This window comes from Streptomyces albidus (ex Kaewkla and Franco 2022), assembly GCF_013870515.1.
In the GTDB taxonomy this organism is placed as follows: domain Bacteria; phylum Actinomycetota; class Actinomycetes; order Streptomycetales; family Streptomycetaceae; genus Streptomyces; species Streptomyces albidus.
Map to the genome: position 1 here is coordinate 1 of NZ_JACBXA010000080.1, position 21,302 is coordinate 21,302.

Sequence of the window (21,302 nt, forward strand, 5' to 3'; positions counted from 1 at the left end):
CTGAACGGCCCAGTGCCGGGCGGCTGTTCAGCTGCCCCGCTGCGGACCGGCCCGACCGCGCAGTGAGGAGAGGACGAGGCGTCCGTAGCGTGTCGTGAGCACGGCGGCCGTGGCGGCCACGGAGAGTGCCAGGGCGACGAGCAGGTGTGTGAGGGATTCGTCGCCCAGGACCTGGAGAATGCCGAGGGCCGTGCCCAGGGGCAGGCCGAGAATGGTGAGGACGCCGAGAGCTCCGCTGATCTGCTGGCTCTCCTGGGTCTGGACGAGTCGGCTGTAGTCCGCCGCCTCGGCCAGGATCTCGTTGAAGCGCGCGGGCAGCCGGTGCTGCGACTGGAAGGCGAGCAGCAGTTCGTTGGCCGGTCCGTGTGCGGTCAGGTGCTGACGCCAGTAGGTACTGCGGAAGACCGCGATGTTCTTCTCCAGCGAGGCGACGCGGCCCGCCAGCCGCACGGAGTCGAAGACTTCGGAGAGGTCGTCCGTCAACTCGTCGATGTGGTCCCGCTGAAGGGAACCGAGGAGTATCGCGTCCAGGTAGACGGTGCGTGCGTGCAGCTCCCCGAACTCGTAGAAGTCGCCCTCCCCGGAGTCGGCCCGGTGACCGAGGAACGCTGCCCCGTGCCGCAGCACGAGGGAGCTCCAGTCGGCCGATATGCGGACCGCCTGGTCGAGTTGCTCCGATGCGATCTCGGGCGCCAGCGGGAAGTCCTTCGGCGTGGAGCGTGAGGCCAGTTGCCACAGCCATGCGTCGGCGCTCTGGGGGAGCGCCGCGTCCTGAGCGGTCCGCAGAGCGGGAGTGTGCTGGGCGTCCGGAGTGAGGAAGGCGATGGTGTACGGGCGGCCGAGCGCGAACGTGTCGGTGCCCGCGCGCAGTTCGGCGATGTCACCCAGGAGCTGATCCGGCGCGAGAGGCCCGCTGAGCGGGTCGGGATCGGCGGTCCGGCGATGTCCGATCGCGCGCAGAACGGGGAGCAGGGGCCGCGTGACGGTGAAGTGCAGTACCGCGAGTGCGTGGCCGGGGCTGCGGGCGGTGGCCGTGCGGAGGATCTCCATGCCTTTCAGGTGCAGCTCGTCGTGGTCGACCGTGAGGAACCGGTGCCAACGGCACGGGCGCCCCGGCGTCCCGTAGAGCACGCGCGCGGAGGCGGCCGCGAAGTAGACGGAACGCGTGGCGGAATCCGTGCGACGGCTCCCCAGCTCGAAGGGGATCGGCCCCTCGGCCCAGTCCGGGGTGCGGTGGAGCCGCACGGGCAGGACGACGGTGAGGGCCTGCCGTACGCCGGCGACACCTTCGAGAGCGGGGTTCACGCGCGGTGCTCGTACACGTACGAAGATCTCGGCATGCGGCCATTGTCCCGCCGCGAAGGTGACCACGGTGCCGGGCACCGGAGGACGGGCGGGCCGCCTCGGACCTCAACTCACAGACGGCGGCGGGCCGTTCCGCGACCGGTCACGGAAGGGGTGGCGGAACGGCCCGCCGCCGGGCCTGAGTCGACCGGTGTCCACCCTCAACATGGGTACCGGTCAGGCTTGTTGCTCCACGCCTCGTACGCCATGACGCGCCTCGGCCACCACAGCTCGGGGTGGAGCTGCTCGATCTGTGTCCGGCGTCCTGGAGCGGCCTACGGAAGTCCTCGTACTGGGAGGAGTCGTCGCATCCTATGCGCCGAGTGTCGTCCAGGTGGATGGTGGGCGCTTCGGTGAGCGCGACGAGCGCTGCCCAGCACCCCGACCCGGCCTCGTCCTGCCCGCCCGTGCACGGGTTCTGGCCGCCTCGCCCTGGGTCTTTCCAGGTCTGCACACGCACGCCGGCTGAGTAGAAGTACGGATGTGCGGGTGCCCGCCGGGGAGTTGAGTGGTTCGCATGCCCGAAGCCGCACGCGCACCCCGCATCGCATCTGCACCCGCACCCGCGCCCGATGCCCCCGCCCGGTATGCGTGGGTCGCCCCGCTGGTCTCCACGCTGCTCACCGTCCCGGCGGCCGTCCTCGCCCTCTTCTTCGTGGGTATCTCCCAGATGGCCTGTGACGGCTGCGGCGAGCCCGACCAGAACCGGTTCGACGCCAGCTTCGAAACCGCCTTCGCCGTCTTCGTCTACTGCCTCGCCGCTCCCGCCGTACTACTGGTCCTGAGCTGGCTGCTCCCCTGGCAGCACCGCTACGCCGCCCGACGGCTCGTATTCGCTCTCGCCGCCTTCTTCGCCGTGCCCTTCCTCTACTCGCTCTTCCTCGGCCTCGTGGACTGGCCCGCCTAGCCCGCGCCGATGCGCCCACGCGTCGGTACGCTCGAATGAGGGGCCATGAGGATTGGCGGTCCACGACATGCCTGAGCTGCCGGACGTCGAAGCCTTCCGGGAGGTTCTCGCCTCCTGTGCCCGCAACCAGCGGATCGAGCACGTCGAGGTGTACGACACCGGCGTGCTGCACGGCGTGACCGCGGCGCGGCTGCGGAGGGACCTGGAGGGCCGCAGGTTCAAGGAGCCCCAACGGCACGGCAAGTGGCTCCTCGCCCGCACCGACGGACCCACCGTCCTGCTGCACTTCGGCATGACCGGACAGCTGGTGTGCGCCCGTCCCGCGGACGAGCTGCACGCCCACGACCGCGTCGTGTTCACCGTGAGCCGTGGTCGCCAGCTGCGCTACCGGGACCAGCGCAAGCTCAAGGGCCTCTGGCTCGCGGACGACGCCGCCCTCGCGCGCACGCTGGAGGCCCAGGGCCCGGACGCGGCGGCAGTCGGCCGCGAGGAGTTCGCGGCGGCGCTCGCTCGCCGGCGAGGCACCGTCAAGTCCGTCCTCACCGACCAGTCGGTGCTGGCCGGGATCGGCAACCTCCTCGCTGACGAGATCCTCTGGCGTTCCCGGCTCCACCCGGCCCGGAAGGCCGGCGGACTCACCGAGGCAGAGCTCGGGCGCCTGCACACGGACATGCGGCGAGTTCTCCGTGAGGCTGTGCGGGCGGGCCGCGTACCGCCCCGCAGAACCTGGCTCACCGGCCATCGCGACGACCCGAACGGGCACTGTCCGCGATGCGGCACGAGCCTGCGGCACGACCGTATCGCCGGCAGGACCACGGTGTGGTGTCCCAACTGCCAGCCCCCGCCGTCCCCCTGATAGCGCGTTGGGCACGGAATGGCGCCGGCCACACGTCTCTGATCGGCACGCGAAGTCCCCCGCACTCCCGGAGTCGCCGTACGGGAGTGCGGGGGACCACGTGCAGACATGAGGGCGGGCAGCTCAAGAGCCCCGTGTGATGGGATTCCTGAACTGCCCGACGGGCCCTCGAGTGACTAGAGGGCCTCGGTACCGGTGCCGCCGGTGGCGGTGCCGGCGGTGTTCTCGTTGTCGTCGTTGCCGACGCCGCAGATCTGCTGGGTGGCGCTGGCGTCGGCGTCGCCGCCGCCGCCGATCAGCACCGGGACGGCGGTGCCGGCGAGGGTGAAGTCCAGGCTGTTGCTGTCGGCGTCCTGCACGCAGTTGACGGTCGGGAGCTCCTGGGGCTCGCCGCCGCCCGCGTAGGCGGCACCGGCACCGAGCATGCTGACGCTTCCGACCATGGCGGCCACAACGGCAGCTTCGCGAAGCTTGCGCATTACATCTCCACTTCGAAGAGGGCTGAACCGCGACCGGGAAAGATCGCGTGAGGCATAGCAGAAGCTATTCCGGATGAACGTGGCTTACGTTATGCAACACGCAACTTTGCGTGATTCTGCGCCGATTCATACTGCTTGTTGGGCACTTTCGGCGGTCGAGCTGATGGCCAGGCGGGGACGGCGATGGTGGCGGTTCCGGTGACGACCTGGGCGAGCGTGCGGCTCATGGAGCTCGCCTCGACTCCTCCCAGCGGTGGCCCCGACGGAATGCGGCCCCGCGCTCAACCACCGGACGCACGCGGCCGGAACAGGGCCCTTCGCACTTCCGTCTCCGAACGGCCGAGTTCACCAACGTTGCGCAGACATGGGAACGGGCAGCTCAGGAACCAGAGTTGACTGGTATCTGAGCTGCCCGAAGGGACCCGTCCTGGTGGCTAGAGGGCGTCGGTCCCGGTGCCACCGGTGGAGGTGCCGCCGGTGTTCTCGACGTCCTCGTTGCCGATGCCGCAGATCTGCTGCGTGGCGCTCGAATCGCCGTCGCCCAAAGCGATGAGGGGGCCGGTAACGGTGATGAGGCCGCCGACCGTCGGGTTCGTGGTGGTCTGGCTGGCGTCCTGGTTGCAGTAGACGGTCACAGACCTCGGCGGCTGCTCACCACCCCCGCTGTGAGCGGACGCGACGCCGGCACCGAGCATGCTGACGCTTCCGACCATGGTCGCCACAAGAGCAGCTTTGCGAAGCTTGGGCATTACATCTCCACTTCCATGAGGGCTTGACACGACCAGTAATTGATCGCATGTAGCAATGGCAAACCATATTCCCCAAATAGTGCATTTCTTCCGCAACACGCCGTTTAGCTCCGGTCGGCGGCGATGACGGCCCCGACCTCCTGTACCGATCTCCGTGGTGCGGGCGCCAGGAGTGTGGCCGGGCACGACATGACTCAGGGGCCGAGCTGGTGGGCTCGACCCCTGAGTCGGTGCCGGTGAGACCGGCTTCAGCGACTAGAGCGCTGAGGTGCCGGTGCCGCCGGTGGCGGTGCCGGCGGTGTTCTCGTTGTCGTCGTTGCCGATCCCGCAGATCTGCTGGGTGGCGCTGGCGTCGGCGTCGCCGGCGTCGCCAGTGGTGACGGGGGTCAGGATGCCCGCGATGGTGAAGTTCACGGTGTTGCTGCTGGCGTCCTGCTCGCAGTTGACGGTCGGGAGCTCGGTGGGCTCGCCGCCGCCGGCGTAGGCGGCACCGGCACCGAGCATGCTGACGCTACCGATCATGGCGGCTACAACGGCAGCTTCGCGAAGCTTGCGCATTACATCTCCACTTCGAAGAGGGCTGAACACGATCAGTAGTCGATCGCATGTAGGCAGTGACACACGGTATTGCCGAACGCGCCTATTTGATCTGCAACACGCCGTTTTGTGTGGTTCTTGTGCCGTGTTGGCCTCAAGGTCCCGACATGACTCAGGGACCGAGCCCGCAGGCCCGGTCCCTGGATCTGTGCCGGTGAGACCGGCTTCAGCGACTCAGAGGACTGAGGTGCCGGTGCCGCCGGTGGCCTCGCCGCCGGTGTTCTCGTTCTCGTCGTTGCCGACGCCGCAGATCTGCTGGGTGGCGCTGGCGTCGGCAGCACCGGCGTCGCCGGTGGTCACGGACGCCAGGGTGCCGGCGATCGTGATGTTGGCGGTGTTGCTGCTGGCGTCCTGCTCGCAGTTGACGGTCGGGAGCTCGGTGGGCTCCCCGCCGCCGGCGAACGCGACGCCGGCACCGGCCATGCTGAGGCTTCCGACCATGGCGGCCACGAGAGCAGCTTCGCGAAGCTTGCGCATTACATCTCCACTTCCATGAGGGCTCGACGCGATCAGTAATTGATCGCATGTAGCAGTTGGAAACGGTATTCCCCTAATAATGCTTTTCTTCCGCAACACGCCGTTCAGTCATGGTTGTTGCCGAATGTGGCGAACTGGTGTCCGCGAAATGGGTTCTGCGGCGCATTCCGTGGTCCGCTCTGGCATTCGGACCCTGCAGTCATGTCCGAATGGGGGCGGGGCGACATGACTCAGGGGCCGAGCTGGTGGGCTCGGCCCCTGGATCCGTACCGGTGAGACTCGGCTCAGCGACTCAGAGGACTGAGGTGCCGGTGCCGCCGGTGGCCTCGCCGCCGGTGTTCTCGTTGTCGTCGTTGCCGATCCCGCAGATCTGCTGGGTGGCGCTGGCGTCGGCGTCGCCACCGTCACCGGTGACCGCCGTGACGAGCGTGCCGGCGAACGTGATGTTGGCGGTGTTGCTGCTGGCGTCCTGCTCGCAGTTGACGGTCGGGAGCTCGGTGGGCTCCCCGCCGCCGGCGAACGCGACGCCCGCGCCGGCCATGCTGAGGCTTCCGACCATGGCGGCTACAACGGCAGCTTCGCGAAGCTTGCGCATTACATCTCCACTTCCATGAGGGCTGGACACGATCAGTAATTGATCGCATATAGGCAGTGACACACGGTAATCGCGAGGCCGGGCACATCGGCCGCAACACGCCGCAATGGGCTGATCGGCCGTCAGATGTTCGCCCTCTTCTCTCGTCTGACCCGGGCGACGTACGTCGTGCCTTCCTCGGGGACGTGAACGGGCTGGTCTCGCGGGCTGGTGCAGGCGCGCCCGCTCCACGGCCGTACGTGAGGTCCGCGCTCCGCTGCCTTCCGATGAGTCGTCTGACGGGCGCCGGTCACGGCGTCTCAACGCGCCTACCCCTGCGTGCAGTTGACGGCGGTGGTGAGAGGGGCAGGCGCTCAGGGCAGTGGTCGGGCGAAGTCGTGGACGTAACCGGGGTAGGGGTCGTCGCCGATCTCCGAGAGCCGGGCGCCGATGCCACGCGCAGCCGACAGCACCGGCTGGGCCAGCCGGTCGAGCTCCAGCCGGCTGGAGCGGACCACCACCCCGACGGCTGCGACCGGCTCGTCGTCGACGAGTACCGGGCTCGCGACCGAACAGCTGCCCAGAGTCATCTCCTCGCGCGTGGTGGCGAACCCGCGGCGCCGCGTGCGCTGCAAGTCGTGCCGCAGCCGGCCCGGTTCGCGGATCGAGTACCTCGTCGGGCGGCTCAACTGCCGGCTGAGGTGGTCGTCGATGTCCGCGGTCGAGGCCCATGCGAGCAGCGCCTTGCCGACGCCGGTCGTGTGCAGCGGCAGGCGTCCCCCGGTGCGCGAGATGATCGGGACCGACCGGTGGCCGGTGAGCTTCTCCACGTACAGCACCTTGTCTCCGTCGCGTACGGCGAGATGGACGTTCTCCCGGGTGCTCTCGTAGAGCTCCTGCATGAAGGGCATGGCCACGTCGCGCAGCTGCGTGTGCAGGCCGCTCAGCAGCCCCAGCTCCAACAGGCGAAGTCCCACGCGGTACTTGCCTTCGTCGTCCCGCTCCAGGCCGCGCCAGCGGGTCAGTTCGCCGACGAGCCTGTGCGTCGTCGGCAGGCTCAGGTCCGCTCGCCGGGCGAGGTCGGAGAGGGTCAGCTTCGGGTGCTCGAAGTCGAACGCGTCGAGGATCGCCAGCATGCGTGAAGCCACTGTTCGGCCCGGCTGACTGTTGTTTCCGGACATCGGCACTTCCACTCAGTGAAAGACAGTGCTGTGCCTGAAGTGTGTCACGCACCACGATGTCGGTCACCCCGACAAGGAGAAACACCATGTCGTCAACGTCCCCGAGGTTCTCGGCGTCACCTTCAGGCACCACGGCGCAAGGCCCAGCTCGGCGCGACTTCTGGCCGGTTCTGCTCTGCTGGCTCGCGGTCGCGCTCGACGGGTTCGACCTGGTCGTGCTCGGAGCCGTCATACCGACACTCACGAAGACCCACGCGCTCGGCTTCGACCCCGGTTCGCTCACGACCGCGGCCACGGTCGGGCTGGTCGGGGTCGGCATCGGCGCCGTCGTGATCGGCCCGCTCACCGACCGGTTCGGCCGCCGCGCCAGCCTGATGACGTGCATAGCGGTCTTCTCGGTGCTGACCCTCGCGATCGCGTGGGCACCGAACATCGCCACGTTCGTGGCGCTGCGCTTCCTCGCCGGTCTCGGCCTGGGCGCCTGCCTGCCGACCGCGCTGGCGTACATGACCGAGTACGCGCGGCCCGGACGTCGCGGCTCCGCCGTCACGCAGATGATGACCGGCTACCACGTGGGTGCGGTGCTCACGGCCTTGCTGGCGATCGTCTTCATCCCACGGTTCGGCTGGGAGGCGATGTTCGTCGTCGGCGGCGGTGCCGGGCTGCTGACGCTGCCCGTCATGTGGGCCAAACTCCCGGAGTCCTCGGCGTTCCTCGAGGCGCGAGGCAAGACCGTCTCCGCCACCGAGCAGCCGGCACGGCCCTCCGCCCTCCTGCGCGGCCGGCTGCTGCGCGTGAGCCTCGGCATCTGGATCGCCTCGTTCATGGGCCTTCTCCTCGTGTACGGGCTCAACACCTGGCTTCCGCAGATCATGGGCGCGGCCGGCTATTCGCTCGGCGACTCCCTCGGGCTGTTGCTCGCGCTCAACCTCGGTGCCGTCGCAGGGCTGCTGCTGGCCGGCCGGGTCTCGGACGCCCGCGGCAACAAGCGGACCGTGCTGCTGTGGTTCGGCGTCTCCGCGGTCTTCCTCGCGTTGCTGTCGGTCAAGCTGGAATCGCCTGCGGTGGTCTATGCCGCGGTCTTCCTGGCCGGTGTGTTCGTGTTCAGCGCGCAGGTGCTGGTGTACGCCTTCGTCGGCCACTTGTTCGCCGCAGAGGTGCGGGGGACGGCGCTGGGCCTGGCCGCCGGAGTGGGACGTCTCGGCGCGATCGTCGGTCCGTTCCTCGGCGGCCTGCTGGTCAGTGCGGGGATCGCCTACCCCTGGGGCTTCTACGCCTTCTCCGTCGCCGCGGTCCTCGCCGTACTGGCCCTGCTGGCCGTGCCGGCACACCTGCGCGGGGGGAGCTCGTGACGACGACGCGAACCCAGGTGGTGATCGTCGGCGCCGGGCCTGCCGGGCTGCTGCTGTCCCACCTGCTGGACCGCGAGGGAGTCGAATCGGTCCTGCTGGAGAACCGCAGCCCCGACTACGTCCTCGGCCGCATCCGTGCCGGCATGCTGGAGCACTCGACCGTCGAGCTGCTCAGCCAGGCGGGCGTCGGGGACCGGCTCAAGCGAGAAGGCATGGAGCACCGGGGGATCTACCTTCAGTTCCCGGAGGAGCGTCACCACATCGACTTCCACTCGCTCGTGAACCGGTCGGTGTGGGTCTACGGGCAGACGGAGGTCACGCGTGACCTGATGCGGGCGCGTTCCGCTGTGGGCCAGCAGGCGCACTACGAGGTCAGCGATGTCGCCCTGCACGACCTCGAAGGCGAGAGCCCGGCCGTGACGTTCGTCGACGTGGAGGGGCGTCCCCAGCGCATCGACTGCGATGTGGTCGCCGGCTGCGACGGATTCCACGGCCCCGCACGCCGGAGCATCCCCGCCGACGCGCGCAGCTCGTTCGGCCGGGACTATCCGTACGCGTGGCTGGGAGTTCTGGCCGACGTCGCTCCGTCCACCGACGAACTGATCTACGCCTGGCATCCCGACGGATTCGCGATGCACTCCATGCGCTCGCCCTCGGTCAGCCGGCTCTACCTGCAGGTCGATCCGGGCGACGACATCGCCGAGTGGTCCGACGACCGGATCTGGGACGCGCTTGCCCGGCGGCTCGGCCACGGGCAGGACGGCTGGCAGCTGCAACAGGGGCCGATCACGGACAAGTCGGTGCTGCCGATGCGCAGCTTCGTCTCGACGCCGATGCAGTACGGCCGGCTCTTCCTGGCCGGGGACGCCGCGCACATCGTCCCGCCGACCGGCGCCAAGGGCCTGAACCTCGCTGTGGCCGACGTCGCACTGCTCTCGCGGGCGCTGGTGGCCCTGCTGCGCGAACGTGATCCCCGCCTGGCTGACGAGTACACCGAGACGGCGCTGCGGCGGGTGTGGCGCGGCACGCACTTCTCGTGGTGGATGACCAGCATGCTCCACGTCACCGGTGACCCCTTCGACGCCCAGTTGCAGCGCTCGCAGCTGGAGTGGGTGGTGCGCTCGCCGAGCGCGGCGGCCGGACTGGCCGAGAACTACGCCGGACTCCCCATCGGTTATTGAGAGTTGGCCGGGCGGCGGGCGATCGGCCGCCGCCCGGTTTCGGTGGACGGGTTCAATGTCCGTCGTGGCGCGGCCTGTTGGGCATCGTCTGAGTTCCAGGCCCGTTCAAGCAGATGGGGTTGGAGCGTCGCCCATCCGCTGCTGGACGTCCCGGGGCGAGTGCGGGATGGGGGCCCTGCACCGTCGCGACGCCTGAGGACGCGAGGGCCGTCGGCAGCACCATGCCGTGGCAAGTGGAAGCGGCTCTCGTTCTCCACTGCTTTCCGGCCGTCGCCTCATTCGTCACCGCCGCCGGTGGACGGAAGAGCCTCCACCGCATGTGCGCCACGCTTGGCAACCAGACACGAGCAGCCCCAACAGTTGTGAATGAGACCGCAACTGGGACTGCGAACGACGAAGGCCCCGGCCGGTTTCCCGGTCGGGGCCTTCGTTACAGCCCGGTGAGGCTGGGCGGAGGATACGAGATTCGAACTCGTGAGGGGTTGCCCCCAACACGCTTTCCAAATGTTCGTCCTGGGATCCGGGTGAGAGCGGGGTCGTTCTGACCTGGACTCCGCGGGTGGGGTACGCGGCGCATGGACACTCTTGTACGGAGGTGAATGCAACCAGAACTGCAACCACGGAATTGGAGCCATCGGATGCGAGCAGTGGTCCCCTCACGACCGTCTACAGCCTGAGCACCCTCGCCTCCGGTGCTCTAGCAGGTACGAGGCGCCGCCACAGCAGCGCGGCGACATAGACGGTTGCGGTGCCGATCTCCAGGTGTCGTCGAGGTGGAGCGGAGGGGCAGGTTCAGCGCCGGGTCGTTGGTGAGGATCTGCTGGTGCAGAAGCCTGAGTTCCGAACCGACGGCGATTCCGAGCTCACCCCGCAGCCGTTCGCTGATCTGCCGGAACGCGTCGAGTGCTTCGGCCTGGCGGCCCTGCCGGTAGAGCGCCAGCATCAGCTGTGCCCAGAAGTGCTCCCGCCACGGGCACGTGCGCAGCGCGTCGCGGAGTTCGACGACGACCTCGCGATGCGCCCCGCGTTTCAGATCGAGGTCGATGCGCCGCTCCAGCGCGCCGTAGCGGCGTTCGGCGAGCCCCGGGACGAAGTCGCGGTGCAGGGCGTCCGAGGGCACGTTCGACAGTGCGGGCCCGCGCCACAGGCCCAGCGCCTCGCGCAGCAGTGCGCTTTCCCGTCGGTGGTCCCCGTCGGCAGCCATGCGCTGGGCCATTGTCAGCGTGCTGCGGAAACGCAGCAGGTCCAGCTGGGAGTCGTCCGCGGTCATGAGATAGCCGCCCGGAAGGGTACGGATCGGCTCCAGCCGCTCGTCGGAGGATGGGCACAGTACCCGGCGCAACCTCATGACATAGGAGCGCAGCGTTGTATGGGCGCCCCCGGGTGGATTTTCATCCCATAGATTTGCGGCCAATTCATCCATGGAAACCGTTTGATTGGCACGCAGCAGCATCGACGCCAGCAGGATTCGTAACTTCGCCGCCGGTAAGGGCACTTCCCTCTCTCCGTGCAGCACACGCAATGGCCCAAGTAAGTGGAAGCTCAAACTGCTTTCCTGCGTCACCATATCGCGTCCCATCTACGATCCCCTGTGCCGCTGTGAGGCACGGGGCGGGAATAGGCGGCCGAGCGAATTCATGCTGCCAGGTGCTGACGCCACCGTCCAGCCACGGGGAGGCCACAGTGGCCTGAGATTCTTCAATACGGACGCGGTCCGCGTTCGATGCAAGTCGCTTTTCGGGCATTCTGTAGCCGCAACGACCGTGTGGCCGAGAGTCGTCGCAGGTGTCCTCAGGAACCTCACGCAGGAAAACCAAAGGAGTGGGCGTGTACGACTCATCCATGCTGGTCAAGGAGATCTCTGGCTGGTTGTCAAGGCCTGCCGACGAGGTGGACCGACAATTCGCAGGATCAGAACGTGACAGGATAAGGGCGGCAATTGGTGATCTGAACCAAAATGCCTTGTCCGGAGACCTGGAGAGCTTTTATCACCAACAGCTCCTGTTGTCCCGTATCTACCATCTGATCACGCGCATCCCGGACGCGGAGACAGCAGAGGGCTCGATCGCGGTCCATGAGGTGACCCGGCTGCTGGAGCAGGCGACGCTGCTCGGCGAGGACCGGCAGCTGGACGCCACGCTCCTGGAGGACCTGCCCGCCGAACCCGGTGAGTTCCTTTCCTGGCTCAAGGGACAGGCCAGGCAGCACCGCGTTTTCAAGCACCCGTACTACATGGACTTCATCCGCAACCACGCCACCGCGGCGGACGTGCGCACGTACATGATCCAGGAGTCCGTGGTCGACGGTCGGTTCGACGACCTGCTGGCTCTGATGCAGGTGGGCACCAGCGGCGCCGCGAAGATGGAGATCGCGTCCAACTTCTGGGACGAGATGGGGAATGGAAAGCCCGAAGAGGTCCACACCACTCTCTTCAACCAGATATTCGACGTGTTCAACGTGTCCGAGACGGAGATGGAGGAGTCGCTGACCGCCACCGCACTCCTGAGCGGAAATCTCGCAGTGCTCCTCAGCCGGTACCGGCACCGGTATCCTGAGGCCGTCGGTTTCCTGGGCATGACGGAATGGCTGGTGCCAGACCGCTTCGTGCAGGTGGTGAGTGCGTGGGAACGACTCGGCCTCCCGGACGTGGGAATCGTCTACCACCGTCTGCACATCACCATCGACTCCCAGCACGCCGCGGGCTGGTTCCACAACATTGTGAAACCAGCCGCGCCGTCGGAGTACATGCGACTGGGAATCGCCCGCGGGGCGTTGTGGCGGCTCAACTCCTCGGCGCGCTATCTGGACGAACGGCTGGCCGAGGTGGCCGGCGAGAATGTGGAGGACCGCGGCGCCGGGGAGACCGCCGCGCTCGTCACCGGCTGACGTGGCGCGGAGCCGACCGACGGACCCGGGCTGCACCCGATACCCGGACCCGGAATACCTAGTGGAACAAGCTTCGCGGAATGAAAGGCGAGTCGTATGCCACTGACCGACCAGCGTTTCTCGGTCATCGACATCCCGGCGGTTCAGCCGAATGTGCTGGACAGCTATGACAATTGCCCGTTAGACGAGTACATGGGCAACGGAACCCGGTACAAACGGTTCTCGCAGTACCGCATGAGCTTCACGGAGAGTGCCGGTTGGGGTTTTGAACTCCTGCCGCACCGGGACTACACCACGTTCAAGAAGTTCAATAACGTCGCCGGTGGTGTCCGCCGGGGATATCTGCCGATCGAGGTGGATTTCACGCCGCTCATCCGGACCGGGGCCGAGGGGTTCCCCCTGGACACCACGGAAGAATGGCAGATCAACGTCCATCAGAACCGCACCCGGGCCACCGGTGAGAAGCCCGGCCCGCTGACGCCGGAGGGCGTGCACCACGACGGGCACGAATTCGTGATGATCGCCGTCCTGCGGCGCAACAACGTCGCGGGCGGTCTGACCCGGTTGTGGAAGCCCGGCGCGGAGGAGCCGTTCTGGGACGGCACCCTGGAGGCCGGTCAGGCTGTGCTGCTGGACGACCGGGCGCTCGCACACGACGTCACCGACGTGCTCTCCGCCGACGGCGGTCCCGGGTACCGCGACATCCTCATCGTCGCCTTCTCCCGCTGGAGCGAGAAGTGGTACGGCGACCAGCACGACGAGGCGGCCCTGAACGACGCGCCGGAGCCGTCGGCGATGTAGGGACGCGGTCTGGGTCCGGACCGCTGGGGGCCGCACTCCGTACGAGCATCTCTCGTCGGTGTACGGCCCCCGAGCGGTCTGGCGACAGCCGGTCGGGCACCGTCACGACTCCCGGAAGCAGGTGACACATGTACGACTTCGTGAAGTACCAAGCACTGGGCAACGACTACTTGGTCATCGATCCGCAGCGGATCGACCTGCTGGGGCTGCCGTCCACCGCGCGGGCCGCCCGCCTGCTGTGCGACCGGCACTTCGGCATCGGTGCTGACGGGGTCCTGCTGGGACCGGTCGGTGCGGTGAGAGACGGCGAGCCGGTCGTCCTGCGCGCCTTCAACTCCGACGGCAGCGTCTGTGGCAGGAGTGCCAACGGACTGCGAATATTCGCCCTCTACCTGTCCCAGTACCACCAGGGAGCGCGGGACGTCCTCATCCGTACGCTCGCGGGCGACACCGCGGTGCGGATCGAGGACCTCGACGAGGGCATCGCCCGGGTGGAGATGGGCCGCCCCACCTTCGAGGCGGCGGACATTCCGGCGCAGGACCTGCGAGGCCCCGTCGTGGCCCGGCCGCTGGACGTGGCAGGGCGACAGCTCCAGGTGACCTGTCTGAACAACGGCAACCCGCACACCGTCGTCCCGCTCCCCGAGGTGTCCGCCGCGCTGGCACATGAGGTGGGGCCGCTGATCGCGGGCCATCCGGCCTTCCCCGAGCGGACCAACGTGCAGTTCATGCGCGTGCTCGACCGCGAGACGGTGGAGATCGAGATCTGGGAGCGCGGCGCGGGCTACGCCCTGGCCTCCGGCAGCAGCGCCTGCGCCGCGGCCAGCGCCGCTCATGCCCTGGGCCTGGTGGACCACGCGGTACGGGTGCGGATGCCCGGCGGTGCCTTCGAGACGGCCATCGACGCGCAGGGCGCGGTCACCCTGTCCGGCGCCTCGGAGCAGGTCGCGGCCGGATTCCTGGCACCGCGACTCCGCACCCATCTCGGACTGCCCGCCGTACCGGACACGGCCGTACCGGACACGCCCGTAACAGGCACGCCCGCACCGGACACGGACACCAGCAGGCCGACCGCCCGTGCCTCGGCCGCGCGGGGGACTGCCGCATGACGCCCCTCGACGCCGGCATCGCCGCGAAGTCGGTCTACTCCATCGCCCGTTGGACGTTCGTCGACTCCGCCGGGCGCTACGACGTCGACCTCGGCAACAGCTACGTACCGAGCCGCAGACTGTCCGACCTGACCGTCCCCGCGGACCTTGAGCTCGACTACGGCACCGACCGGGGCACCACGGAACTGCGCGACCGGATCGCCGGACTGTACGGCGGTCGGCCGGAGTCGGTCACTGTCACGCACGGCGCGCAGGAGGCGCTGTTCCTGCTGTTCGACGTGCTGCTGCGGCCCGGCGACCAGGTGATCGCGTTCAACCCCGGATGGCAGCCGCTGCTGGACCTGCCGCCCCGGCTCGGCGCGAGCGTGACGGTCCTGCCGTACGGACCGGATCTGTCCGTGGACGCCGCGGCCGTGACTGCGGCGGCCGGTGAGAACCTGCGGCTGATCGCGCTGAACTCGCCCTGCAACCCCACCGGCCTCCGGGTCGAGGAGGAGGAACTGCGGGCGCTGGTGGCGCTGGTGGCGGAGCGGGACGCCTTTCTGCTGGTCGACGAGGAGTACGCGATCGATCTGTCGCGCTCCCCGGCCGTGGGCCAGGACCGGGTGATCTCGGTCTCTGGTCTGTCCAAGACCTACGGCCTGCCGGGCCTGCGCACCGGCTGGGTGTACGGCGCGCCGCAGGTGGCGGAAGCCTGCGCGGAGCGCAAGTTCCTCACCTCGATCGCTAACTCCGTGCTGTGCGAGGCCCTGGCATGCTCGGCGCTGGACCGGCACGAGGACTACGCGCGGGAGTACCACCGGCTGTGCGCCCCGGGCCTGCGGCTCGTCGAGAAGTGGGCGGCCCGCCACCCGGATGCCGTCCGGCTGGTGCCGCCGCAGGGCACGCCCTTCGCCTGGATACAACTGCGTACCGGTGAGACCTCCTTGGCGCTGTGCCGCCGGGCGCTGGAGGCCGGTCTGTTGCTGACCCCCGGGGAGACCATGGGCTCGGACGAAGGCTTCCGGCTCGGCTTCGCCCGCGACGTCGGCACGGTGACCGAGGGCCTGCGGCGGCTGGACACCGTACTGCTGCCGGACGGGCCGTCCGGCGGGGACGGGCCGTCCGGCGGTTGAGGGCTTACCGGCCTTCCTCAGTGTCGCGCCGGTTGCACCGTCCCCTCTCCCTTCTCCTCCTCGGCCGGCTGGGGTACGGCTTCGGCCCCGGTCCCGGCTCCGGCCTTGGCCCCAGCCACCGGACGTGACGGCGCGGTGCGGGTCAGCAGTACGCCACTGATGATCAGTACCGCGCCCACCACGGTGTTCCAGCCCAGCGACTCGTTCAGGAAGAACACCCCGACGATCGCCGCCCACAACGGGGTCAGATACGCAACCGTGGAGGCGACCGTCGAGCCGACGGCGCGGATCACCGACAAGTTCCACATGTACGCGAGCCCGGTGCCCACGGCGCCGAGCACCACCATGGCGGCCATCGGCCCCGTCCCGCCCCAATGTGGTGCGCCGCTCAACAGTGGGGCGGCCACGGCAAGTTCGAGGGCCGCCCAGCCGACCTGAATGGCGGTCAGGGTGATCGCGGGGATGTCTCCGCCGGACAGGAAACGGCGGGTGTAGGTGTAGCCCAGCCCGTACGAGGCGGTGGCGACCAGGCAGATCACACTCCCTTTCATCAGCGAGGACTGCCCGCCCGACCACACGCCGAGCACCACCAGGGCGCCGACCAGGCCGGTGGCAATGCCGAGCAGCCGCCGCAGGGTCGGCTTCTCGTCCGGCAACATGATCACTACCCAGACCAGGGTGAACAGGGGAATGGTGGAGTTCCACACCCCGGCCGTGACGGAGTTGATGTACTGCTCGCCCCAGGCGAACAGGGTGAAGGGGAAGGCATTGAGCACCGTCCCCACCACCAGGGCGTGCCCCCACACCCGCAGGTCACGCGGCACTCCCAGCCGCCGCACCAGTACCAGGCCCCACAGCACCAGTGCTCCGAAGAAGCACCGCCAGAAGGCGACCCAACCCGGTTCGATACCGGCTTCGACACCGATCTTGATGAGCGCGAACCCGGACCCCCAGATCATCGAGCAGATGACGAACTGAGGTACCCACGACTTGGCCGGTACAGCGGATAAGGCGTTTACGGAGCTTGCCACTTCGAGTCCTTTCGATTTGCTGTGCGTTTCTTGTCGCGCGTTTCACGGGGGCGGGCCTGTGCCCCTCGATTACGTCTCCGCGCTGCGCCCGACCGCCGCCGAGGCGAAGGCGCGCACCAGGGGATGGGGCCGGGAGGTGTCGTCGGCCAGTTCGGGCTGGAACAAGGTGGACAGGAAGAACCGGTGCCCCGGCAGTTCGGCGATGCGGGGGTGGCCGTCGTCGTCGTGGCCGGTGAAGCGCAACCCGTGGTCGCGCAGGGTGCCGGCGTACCGGGGGTCCAGAGCGTGCGTGCACTGGTAGCGCTCCACGGTCGTACGCGCGCCGAGCGCTTCCTCGGCCAGTGAGCCGGGCTCGATGTGGACAGTCCCCTCATGGCCCCCGAGGTCGCGCGACAGCGGCACGATCAGCGGAAGCGGGCTGCCGGGGGAGTTCTCGGCGTGGGCGGCACCGTCCAGCGCGCAGACGTGGCGGGCGAATTCCAGGAGGACGTGCAGGAAGCCGCCGCAGGTCGCCAGCAGGGGGATGTCCCGCTCGCGCGCCGTGCGCACAGCGCTCACCGCTCCGGCCTCGCTCCGGTACGGGCTGCCCGGCACCAGCCAGATGCCGTCGAAGCCGGCCAGGTCCCGAGGGCCGTCGAGCTGCGCGGTTGACACCCAGTAGGCGTCCACCAGCAGCCGTTCGCGGCGCCACAGCGCCTCCAGCATCGGCGCGTAGCGGGTGTGCGCGGGCACGCCCGCCGACCGCTCGCCGACGAGCGCGATCCGGGCGGGCCGGGTGCGCGAAGGGTCCAAGTCGGCCTGGGGGCGTGGTGCGACGGTGGTGGGCACGCCGGAATCATCCAGCGGCCATGGCAAAAGGACAAACGATAGCTTCTGATTCCTCGATAAGTGATGCTGATCCGGTGGACCCGCGCCTGCTCAAGACCTTCTCGGCCGTCATCACACACGGCTCCTTCTCCGACGCCGCCCGGGAGTTGGGCTATACGCAGTCCGCGGTGTCCCAGCAGATTGCCTCGCTGGAAGGGGAGTTGGGCGTCGAGTTGGTCTGTCGGCGGCCGGTAGGCCCGACGGAGGCCGGTGCCCGGCTGATGGACCACGTGGCCTCGATCCTCCTGCGCATCAACGCCGCACGCGCGGAAGTCCAGAGGGTGAAGGGCGGAACCACCGGGCGGCTGACCGTCGGCATCTGTCCACTGGCGGCCACCGCACACGCACTGCGGATCATCGGTGAGGTGGCCCGGCGTGCCGGTGCGCACGAGCTGACGGTACGTACGCTGCCGCGCCAGGCGGTCGCCGAGGGCGTCGCCACCGGCGAACTGGACCTCGGCCTGGTCGACGGCTTCGCCCTGCCCGAGGACCCCCTGCGCCCGCCCCGGGGGGCCGGGCTGCGCGGCGTACCGGTCTGCCGGGAGCCGGTGGTGGTGGCCCTGCCGCCCCACCACCCCCTGGCACACCGCACGGATCTGCGGCTGGCGGACCTGATCGACGCCCGGTGGATCGACGCACCGGGCGTGAGCGCCCCCCTGGCGGACCTGTGCGCCGTGGTCGGAGACAGCCCCCATCTGCGGGTGGCCCTGCGGTACGACGGCCACGACGTGCGTACGTACACCGAGCTGCTCGCCGGAGGACAGGGCCTGGGCCTCCTCCCACGCTTCGCGCTCGCCGGGCGGCAGGACCTGGTCGGCATCCCACTGACACAGCCGGAGCTGTCCCACCGCGTCGAGGCCCTGCGCGTCACGGGCGGCCCACCGGTGGTGGACGACCTGGTCGCATCGCTCACCGAACCCGTCGAACCCGTCGGCACCGAGATCCAGCCGCGAAGCTGAAGGAGGACGGGAAAAGACGAAGGCCCGAACCGTTGGCACGGTCCGGGCCTTCTGCCTGCGGAGGATACGAGATTCGAACTCGTGAGGGGTTGCCCCCAACACGCTTTCCAACTCTGCACGGGCACGTTCTTGGCAGTTCAGGGCCGTTCGTACAGGGAGATCCAGTCGCTGCCGAGTTGAGACTCAACGCGCGTGAACGAGTACGGATGAGACCGTGGTTGAGACTGCGTCGGGATCCCCCGGGCGAGCGGTACCCCGCACTTGAGGATCTGGGTGTCGTGAACTGTGCTCTACAGGTCCAGGCCTCATGGAGCCACACTGAGTTCATGATTGCCGCAACCAAGACTCCCGAGGTTTGGGGCACTCCAACCCCGACCTTGGCTCTCGCAGTCGCAGCGCTAAGTCTCAGTGCCTCGCTGATCCGACGGGCGTAGGCCATGCGGGACTTGATGTCCATCGCGCTGGCCCTCGGTCTCCGGCAAGGGGAAGCGTTGGGGCTGCGCTGGTCGGACGTGGACCTGACCGCGGGCGTCCTACGTGTAAGGAAGAACCGTCTCCGGCCGAAGTACCTGCACGGGTGCGGCGGCGAGTGTGGACGCACACCCGGCTACTGCAAGCAGCGCGTCAGGAAGAACGAGGACACGGCGAACACGAAGTCTCGTGCCGGCCGCCGGGTCATCGGCGTGCCTGACGAACTTGTCCGCCTCCTGGATCTGCATCGGCAGGAACAAGAGCGAGAGCGCGTTCGGGTCGCGCAGGAATGGCGCGAGACTGGGTTCGTCTTCACCTCGCCCTTTGGGGCGCCGTTGGTACCCAGCACCGACTACGACGTGTGGAGGCAGTTGCTCACCGACGCCAAGGTGCGCGACGGGCGTTTGCACGACGCCAGGCACACAGCGGCCACAGTGCTGCTCATCCTTGGGGTCCCGGAGCGCGTGGTCATGCAGATCATGGGTTGGTCCTCAACAGCGATGGCGGCCCGCTACCAGCACGTGACCGGAGGCATCCTGCAAGACGTCGCGAAACGGGTCGGTGGACTCATCCGGGAGGTCGCGAAGAGCGACGACGGGGCGACGGGGCGACGGGGCGACGAACGAGCGTCCGGCAGACCCCCGTTGAGACTGTGGATGAGACTGTCAACGACGAAGGCCCCGGCCGGTTTCCCGGTCGGGGCCTTCGTGACAGCCCGGTGAGGCTGGGCGGAGGATACGAGATTCGAACTCGTGAGGGGTTGCCCCCAACACGCTTTCCAAGCGTGCGCCCTAGGCCACTAGGCGAATCCTCCGCCGCAAACACTACAAGACGCTGAGGCGTGCTTGCGAACTCGATCCCCGGTCCGGGCATCGGGTAAGGTTGGCGACAGCCCCTCACGTGGCGCTATCTCTCTGAACTCCCCCAGGGCCGGAAGGCAGCAAGGGTAGGAGGGCTCTGGCGGGTGCGTGAGGGGCGTTCTGGTTTCTGCGGGCCCCAATGAGTTCAACGGCGGCCGCCTTCGCGCGGGCGGGCCCGCTGTGCGGGTCCTCAAGATCGGTGCGGGCTTTCGGTGTCCGGCCCTGTGTGCGGGTGGGCCGGGGGTGGAGTGAGGGCGGCGTGACTTGTCGGTCCGCACCGATATCGTCGGGGGTGTGTCGTCCCTCGCCCTGTACCGCCGCTATCGACCCGAGACCTTCGCCGAGGTCATCGGGCAAGAGCACGTGACCGATCCGTTGCAGCAGGCCCTGCGCAACAACCGCGTCAATCACGCCTATCTCTTCAGCGGCCCGCGAGGCTGCGGCAAGACGACCAGCGCGCGCATCCTCGCCCGCTGTCTCAACTGCGAGCAGGGGCCCACTCCCACGCCCTGCGGGGAGTGCCAGTCATGCCGTGACCTCGCCCGGAACGGGCCGGGCTCGATCGACGTGATCGAGATCGACGCCGCGTCCCACGGTGGTGTGGACGACGCGAGGGAGCTGCGCGAGAAGGCGTTCTTCGGGCCTGCGTCCAGTCGTTACAAGATCTATATCGTCGACGAGGCGCACATGGTCACCTCGGCGGGCTTCAACGCGCTGCTGAAGGTGGTCGAAGAGCCCCCGGAGCACCTGAAGTTCATCTTCGCGACGACGGAGCCGGAGAAGGTCATCGGCACGATCCGGTCGCGCACCCACCACTATCCGTTCCGGCTCGTGCCGCCCGGGACGCTTCGCGACTACCTGGCCGAGGTGTGCGAGCAGGAGGCGATCCCGGTCGACGAGGCGGTGCTGCCGCTCGCCGTGCGGGCGGGAGCCGGGTCCGTGCGGGACTCGATGTCCGTCATGGACCAGCTCCTGGCCGGTGCCGCCGAGGACGGCGTGACGTACGCCATGGCCACGGCCCTCCTCGGCTACACGGACAGCGCCTTGCTGGACGGCGTCGTGGACGCCTTCGCAGAGGGTGACGGGGCGCGCACCTTCGAGATCGTGGACCGGGTCATCGAGGGCGGTCACGATCCGCGGCGCTTCGTGACGGACCTGCTGGAGCGCCTGCGTGACCTGGTGATCATGGCGGCCGTCCCGGACGCGATGGAGAAGGGGCTGATCGACGCCCCCGGCGACGTGGCAGACCGTATGCGGGCACAGGCCGGCGCCTTCGGCGCGGCCGAGCTGAGCCGTGCGGCGGACGTCGTGAACACGGGCCTCACGGAGATGCGCGGGGCGACATCGCCGCGGCTGCAACTGGAGTTGATCTGCGCGAGGGTGCTCCTTCCCGCGACGTACGGGGATGAGCGATCGGTGCAGGCCCGTCTCGACCGGCTGGAGCGGGGGGCGTCCTTCGCGGCCGCGGGTGCGCTGGGTGCCGGTCCTGCGAGTCCTCCGGCAGCC

21 protein-coding genes, 1 tRNA gene and 1 other RNA gene are annotated in these 21,302 nt (G+C 68.6%); 12 read left to right on the plus strand and 11 right to left on the minus strand.

Annotated elements, in window-relative coordinates:
• Positions 1-27: 27 nt before the first annotated feature.
• Entirely contained in the window at positions 28-1,383 is a 1,356-nt protein-coding gene (locus H5J26_RS14535; RefSeq protein WP_309237911.1) for a hypothetical protein, read from the minus strand.
• A gap of 478 nt (positions 1,384-1,861) precedes the next feature.
• Here H5J26_RS14535 and H5J26_RS14540 point away from each other — a divergent pair, with 478 nt between their 5' ends.
• Both H5J26_RS14540 and H5J26_RS14545 read left to right on the plus strand, forming a co-directional pair.
• Positions 1,862-2,251: a hypothetical protein gene (locus H5J26_RS14540; RefSeq protein WP_235980707.1), complete on the plus strand. Its 390-nt coding sequence runs from the start codon at positions 1,862-1,864 to the stop codon at positions 2,249-2,251.
• Between the two features lie 67 nt (positions 2,252-2,318).
• Entirely contained in the window at positions 2,319-3,107 is a 789-nt protein-coding gene (locus H5J26_RS14545) for an Fpg/Nei family DNA glycosylase (protein ID WP_181766262.1), read from the plus strand.
• A gap of 176 nt (positions 3,108-3,283) precedes the next feature.
• On the opposite strand, the gene H5J26_RS14550 is transcribed toward H5J26_RS14545, so the two are convergent.
• The 6 genes from H5J26_RS14550 to H5J26_RS14575 form a co-directional block, all read right to left on the minus strand.
• A complete protein-coding gene (locus tag H5J26_RS14550) occupies positions 3,284-3,586 on the minus strand; it encodes a hypothetical protein (protein WP_181766263.1) in 303 nt (100 codons plus the stop codon).
• Positions 3,587-4,020: 434 nt separating this feature from the next.
• Positions 4,021-4,335 carry a hypothetical protein gene (locus tag H5J26_RS14555; RefSeq protein ID WP_181766264.1) on the minus strand — a complete coding sequence of 105 codons (315 nt, stop codon included), beginning with the start codon at positions 4,333-4,335 and terminating at the stop codon, positions 4,021-4,023.
• Positions 4,336-4,590: 255 nt separating this feature from the next.
• Positions 4,591-4,893 carry a hypothetical protein gene (locus tag H5J26_RS14560; protein ID WP_181766265.1) on the minus strand — a complete coding sequence of 101 codons (303 nt, stop codon included), beginning with the start codon at positions 4,891-4,893 and terminating at the stop codon, positions 4,591-4,593.
• Between the two features lie 213 nt (positions 4,894-5,106).
• Positions 5,107-5,409 carry a hypothetical protein gene (locus tag H5J26_RS14565; RefSeq protein ID WP_181766266.1) on the minus strand — a complete coding sequence of 101 codons (303 nt, stop codon included), beginning with the start codon at positions 5,407-5,409 and terminating at the stop codon, positions 5,107-5,109.
• Between the two features lie 292 nt (positions 5,410-5,701).
• Positions 5,702-6,004: a hypothetical protein gene (locus H5J26_RS14570; protein ID WP_181766267.1), complete on the minus strand. Its 303-nt coding sequence runs from the start codon at positions 6,002-6,004 to the stop codon at positions 5,702-5,704.
• Between the two features lie 353 nt (positions 6,005-6,357).
• Positions 6,358-7,119 carry an IclR family transcriptional regulator gene (locus tag H5J26_RS14575; protein WP_210771333.1) on the minus strand — a complete coding sequence of 254 codons (762 nt, stop codon included), beginning with the start codon at positions 7,117-7,119 and terminating at the stop codon, positions 6,358-6,360.
• A gap of 131 nt (positions 7,120-7,250) precedes the next feature.
• On the opposite strand from H5J26_RS14575, the gene H5J26_RS14580 reads away from it, so the two are divergent.
• Positions 7,251-8,516 carry an MFS transporter gene (locus tag H5J26_RS14580; protein WP_181766269.1) on the plus strand — a complete coding sequence of 422 codons (1,266 nt, stop codon included), beginning with the start codon at positions 7,251-7,253 and terminating at the stop codon, positions 8,514-8,516.
• The gene (locus tag H5J26_RS14585; RefSeq protein ID WP_181766270.1) at positions 8,513-9,697 is read left to right on the plus strand and encodes a 4-hydroxybenzoate 3-monooxygenase; all 1,185 of its coding nucleotides are present in this window, start codon (positions 8,513-8,515) and stop codon (positions 9,695-9,697) included. The genes H5J26_RS14580 and H5J26_RS14585 overlap by 4 nt, the downstream gene beginning before the upstream one ends.
• Before the next feature lie 697 nt (positions 9,698-10,394).
• Here the strand turns inward: H5J26_RS14585 and H5J26_RS14590 are convergent.
• Positions 10,395-11,276 carry an AfsR/SARP family transcriptional regulator gene (locus H5J26_RS14590; RefSeq protein ID WP_181766271.1) on the minus strand — a complete coding sequence of 294 codons (882 nt, stop codon included), beginning with the start codon at positions 11,274-11,276 and terminating at the stop codon, positions 10,395-10,397.
• Positions 11,277-11,701: 425 nt separating this feature from the next.
• Between H5J26_RS14590 and H5J26_RS14595 the strand changes: the two genes are divergently transcribed.
• From H5J26_RS14595 to H5J26_RS14610, 4 genes are all read left to right on the plus strand, one after another.
• On the plus strand, positions 11,702-12,583 hold the full coding sequence (locus tag H5J26_RS14595) for an iron-containing redox enzyme family protein (RefSeq protein ID WP_235980708.1): 882 nt from the start codon (positions 11,702-11,704) through the stop codon (positions 12,581-12,583).
• A 96-nt stretch (positions 12,584-12,679) separates the two neighbouring features.
• Positions 12,680-13,384, plus strand: coding sequence for a 2OG-Fe dioxygenase family protein (locus H5J26_RS14600; protein ID WP_181766272.1), 705 nt, complete (start codon positions 12,680-12,682; stop codon positions 13,382-13,384).
• Between the two features lie 128 nt (positions 13,385-13,512).
• Positions 13,513-14,493 (plus strand): diaminopimelate epimerase, encoded by a 981-nt coding sequence (gene dapF, locus H5J26_RS14605; RefSeq protein ID WP_181766273.1) that lies wholly within the window; start codon positions 13,513-13,515, stop codon positions 14,491-14,493.
• Positions 14,490-15,608: a pyridoxal phosphate-dependent aminotransferase gene (locus tag H5J26_RS14610; RefSeq protein WP_181766274.1), complete on the plus strand. Its 1,119-nt coding sequence runs from the start codon at positions 14,490-14,492 to the stop codon at positions 15,606-15,608. Before dapF ends, H5J26_RS14610 begins: the two co-directional genes overlap by 4 nt.
• 17 nt (positions 15,609-15,625) lie before the next feature.
• Here H5J26_RS14610 and H5J26_RS32280 read toward each other — a convergent pair whose 3' ends face one another.
• Together H5J26_RS32280 and H5J26_RS14620 are read right to left on the minus strand one after the other, a co-directional pair.
• Positions 15,626-16,639 (minus strand): DMT family transporter, encoded by a 1,014-nt coding sequence (locus tag H5J26_RS32280; protein ID WP_181766275.1) that lies wholly within the window; start codon positions 16,637-16,639, stop codon positions 15,626-15,628.
• A 69-nt stretch (positions 16,640-16,708) separates the two neighbouring features.
• Entirely contained in the window at positions 16,709-17,467 is a 759-nt protein-coding gene (locus tag H5J26_RS14620; RefSeq protein ID WP_181766276.1) for a hypothetical protein, read from the minus strand.
• Between the two features lie 74 nt (positions 17,468-17,541).
• On the opposite strand from H5J26_RS14620, the gene H5J26_RS14625 reads away from it, so the two are divergent.
• Together H5J26_RS14625 and H5J26_RS14630 are read left to right on the plus strand one after the other, a co-directional pair.
• Positions 17,542-18,465 carry a LysR family transcriptional regulator gene (locus H5J26_RS14625; RefSeq protein ID WP_181766277.1) on the plus strand — a complete coding sequence of 308 codons (924 nt, stop codon included), beginning with the start codon at positions 17,542-17,544 and terminating at the stop codon, positions 18,463-18,465.
• 449 nt (positions 18,466-18,914) lie between these two features.
• On the plus strand, positions 18,915-19,658 hold the full coding sequence (locus H5J26_RS14630; protein WP_309237912.1) for a site-specific integrase: 744 nt from the start codon (positions 18,915-18,917) through the stop codon (positions 19,656-19,658).
• Positions 19,659-19,665: 7 nt separating this feature from the next.
• Here the strand turns inward: H5J26_RS14630 and H5J26_RS14635 are convergent.
• Positions 19,666-19,750, minus strand: a tRNA-Ser gene (locus H5J26_RS14635).
• 73 nt (positions 19,751-19,823) lie between these two features.
• On the opposite strand from H5J26_RS14635, the gene ffs reads away from it, so the two are divergent.
• An RNA gene (gene ffs, locus H5J26_RS14640) (signal recognition particle sRNA small type) lies at positions 19,824-19,922 on the plus strand.
• Positions 19,923-20,090: 168 nt separating this feature from the next.
• Positions 20,091-21,302: DNA polymerase III subunit gamma and tau (locus H5J26_RS14645; RefSeq protein ID WP_181766278.1), on the plus strand; the 1,212-nt coding region annotated here is incomplete at its 3' end.

Excerpts from the sequence above, each read along its gene's own strand:
- H5J26_RS14540 (WP_235980707.1), top strand. The coding sequence starts at position 1,862 with ATGCCCGAAGCCGCACGCGCACCCCGCATCGCATCTGCACCCGCACCC.
- H5J26_RS14545 (WP_181766262.1), top strand. The coding sequence starts at position 2,319 with ATGCCTGAGCTGCCGGACGTCGAAGCCTTCCGGGAGGTTCTCGCCTCC.
- H5J26_RS14550 (WP_181766263.1), bottom strand. The coding sequence starts at position 3,586 with ATGCGCAAGCTTCGCGAAGCTGCCGTTGTGGCCGCCATGGTCGGAAGC.
- H5J26_RS14555 (WP_181766264.1), bottom strand. The coding sequence starts at position 4,335 with ATGCCCAAGCTTCGCAAAGCTGCTCTTGTGGCGACCATGGTCGGAAGC.
- H5J26_RS14560 (WP_181766265.1), bottom strand. The coding sequence starts at position 4,893 with ATGCGCAAGCTTCGCGAAGCTGCCGTTGTAGCCGCCATGATCGGTAGC.
- H5J26_RS14565 (WP_181766266.1), bottom strand. The coding sequence starts at position 5,409 with ATGCGCAAGCTTCGCGAAGCTGCTCTCGTGGCCGCCATGGTCGGAAGC.
- H5J26_RS14570 (WP_181766267.1), bottom strand. The coding sequence starts at position 6,004 with ATGCGCAAGCTTCGCGAAGCTGCCGTTGTAGCCGCCATGGTCGGAAGC.
- H5J26_RS14575 (WP_210771333.1), bottom strand. The coding sequence starts at position 7,119 with ATGCTGGCGATCCTCGACGCGTTCGACTTCGAGCACCCGAAGCTGACC.
- H5J26_RS14580 (WP_181766269.1), top strand. The coding sequence starts at position 7,251 with ATGTCGTCAACGTCCCCGAGGTTCTCGGCGTCACCTTCAGGCACCACG.
- H5J26_RS14590 (WP_181766271.1), bottom strand. The coding sequence starts at position 11,276 with ATGGGACGCGATATGGTGACGCAGGAAAGCAGTTTGAGCTTCCACTTA.
- H5J26_RS14600 (WP_181766272.1), top strand. The coding sequence starts at position 12,680 with ATGCCACTGACCGACCAGCGTTTCTCGGTCATCGACATCCCGGCGGTT.
- dapF (WP_181766273.1), top strand. The coding sequence starts at position 13,513 with ATGTACGACTTCGTGAAGTACCAAGCACTGGGCAACGACTACTTGGTC.
- H5J26_RS14610 (WP_181766274.1), top strand. The coding sequence starts at position 14,490 with ATGACGCCCCTCGACGCCGGCATCGCCGCGAAGTCGGTCTACTCCATC.
- H5J26_RS14630 (WP_309237912.1), top strand. The coding sequence starts at position 18,915 with ATGTCCATCGCGCTGGCCCTCGGTCTCCGGCAAGGGGAAGCGTTGGGG.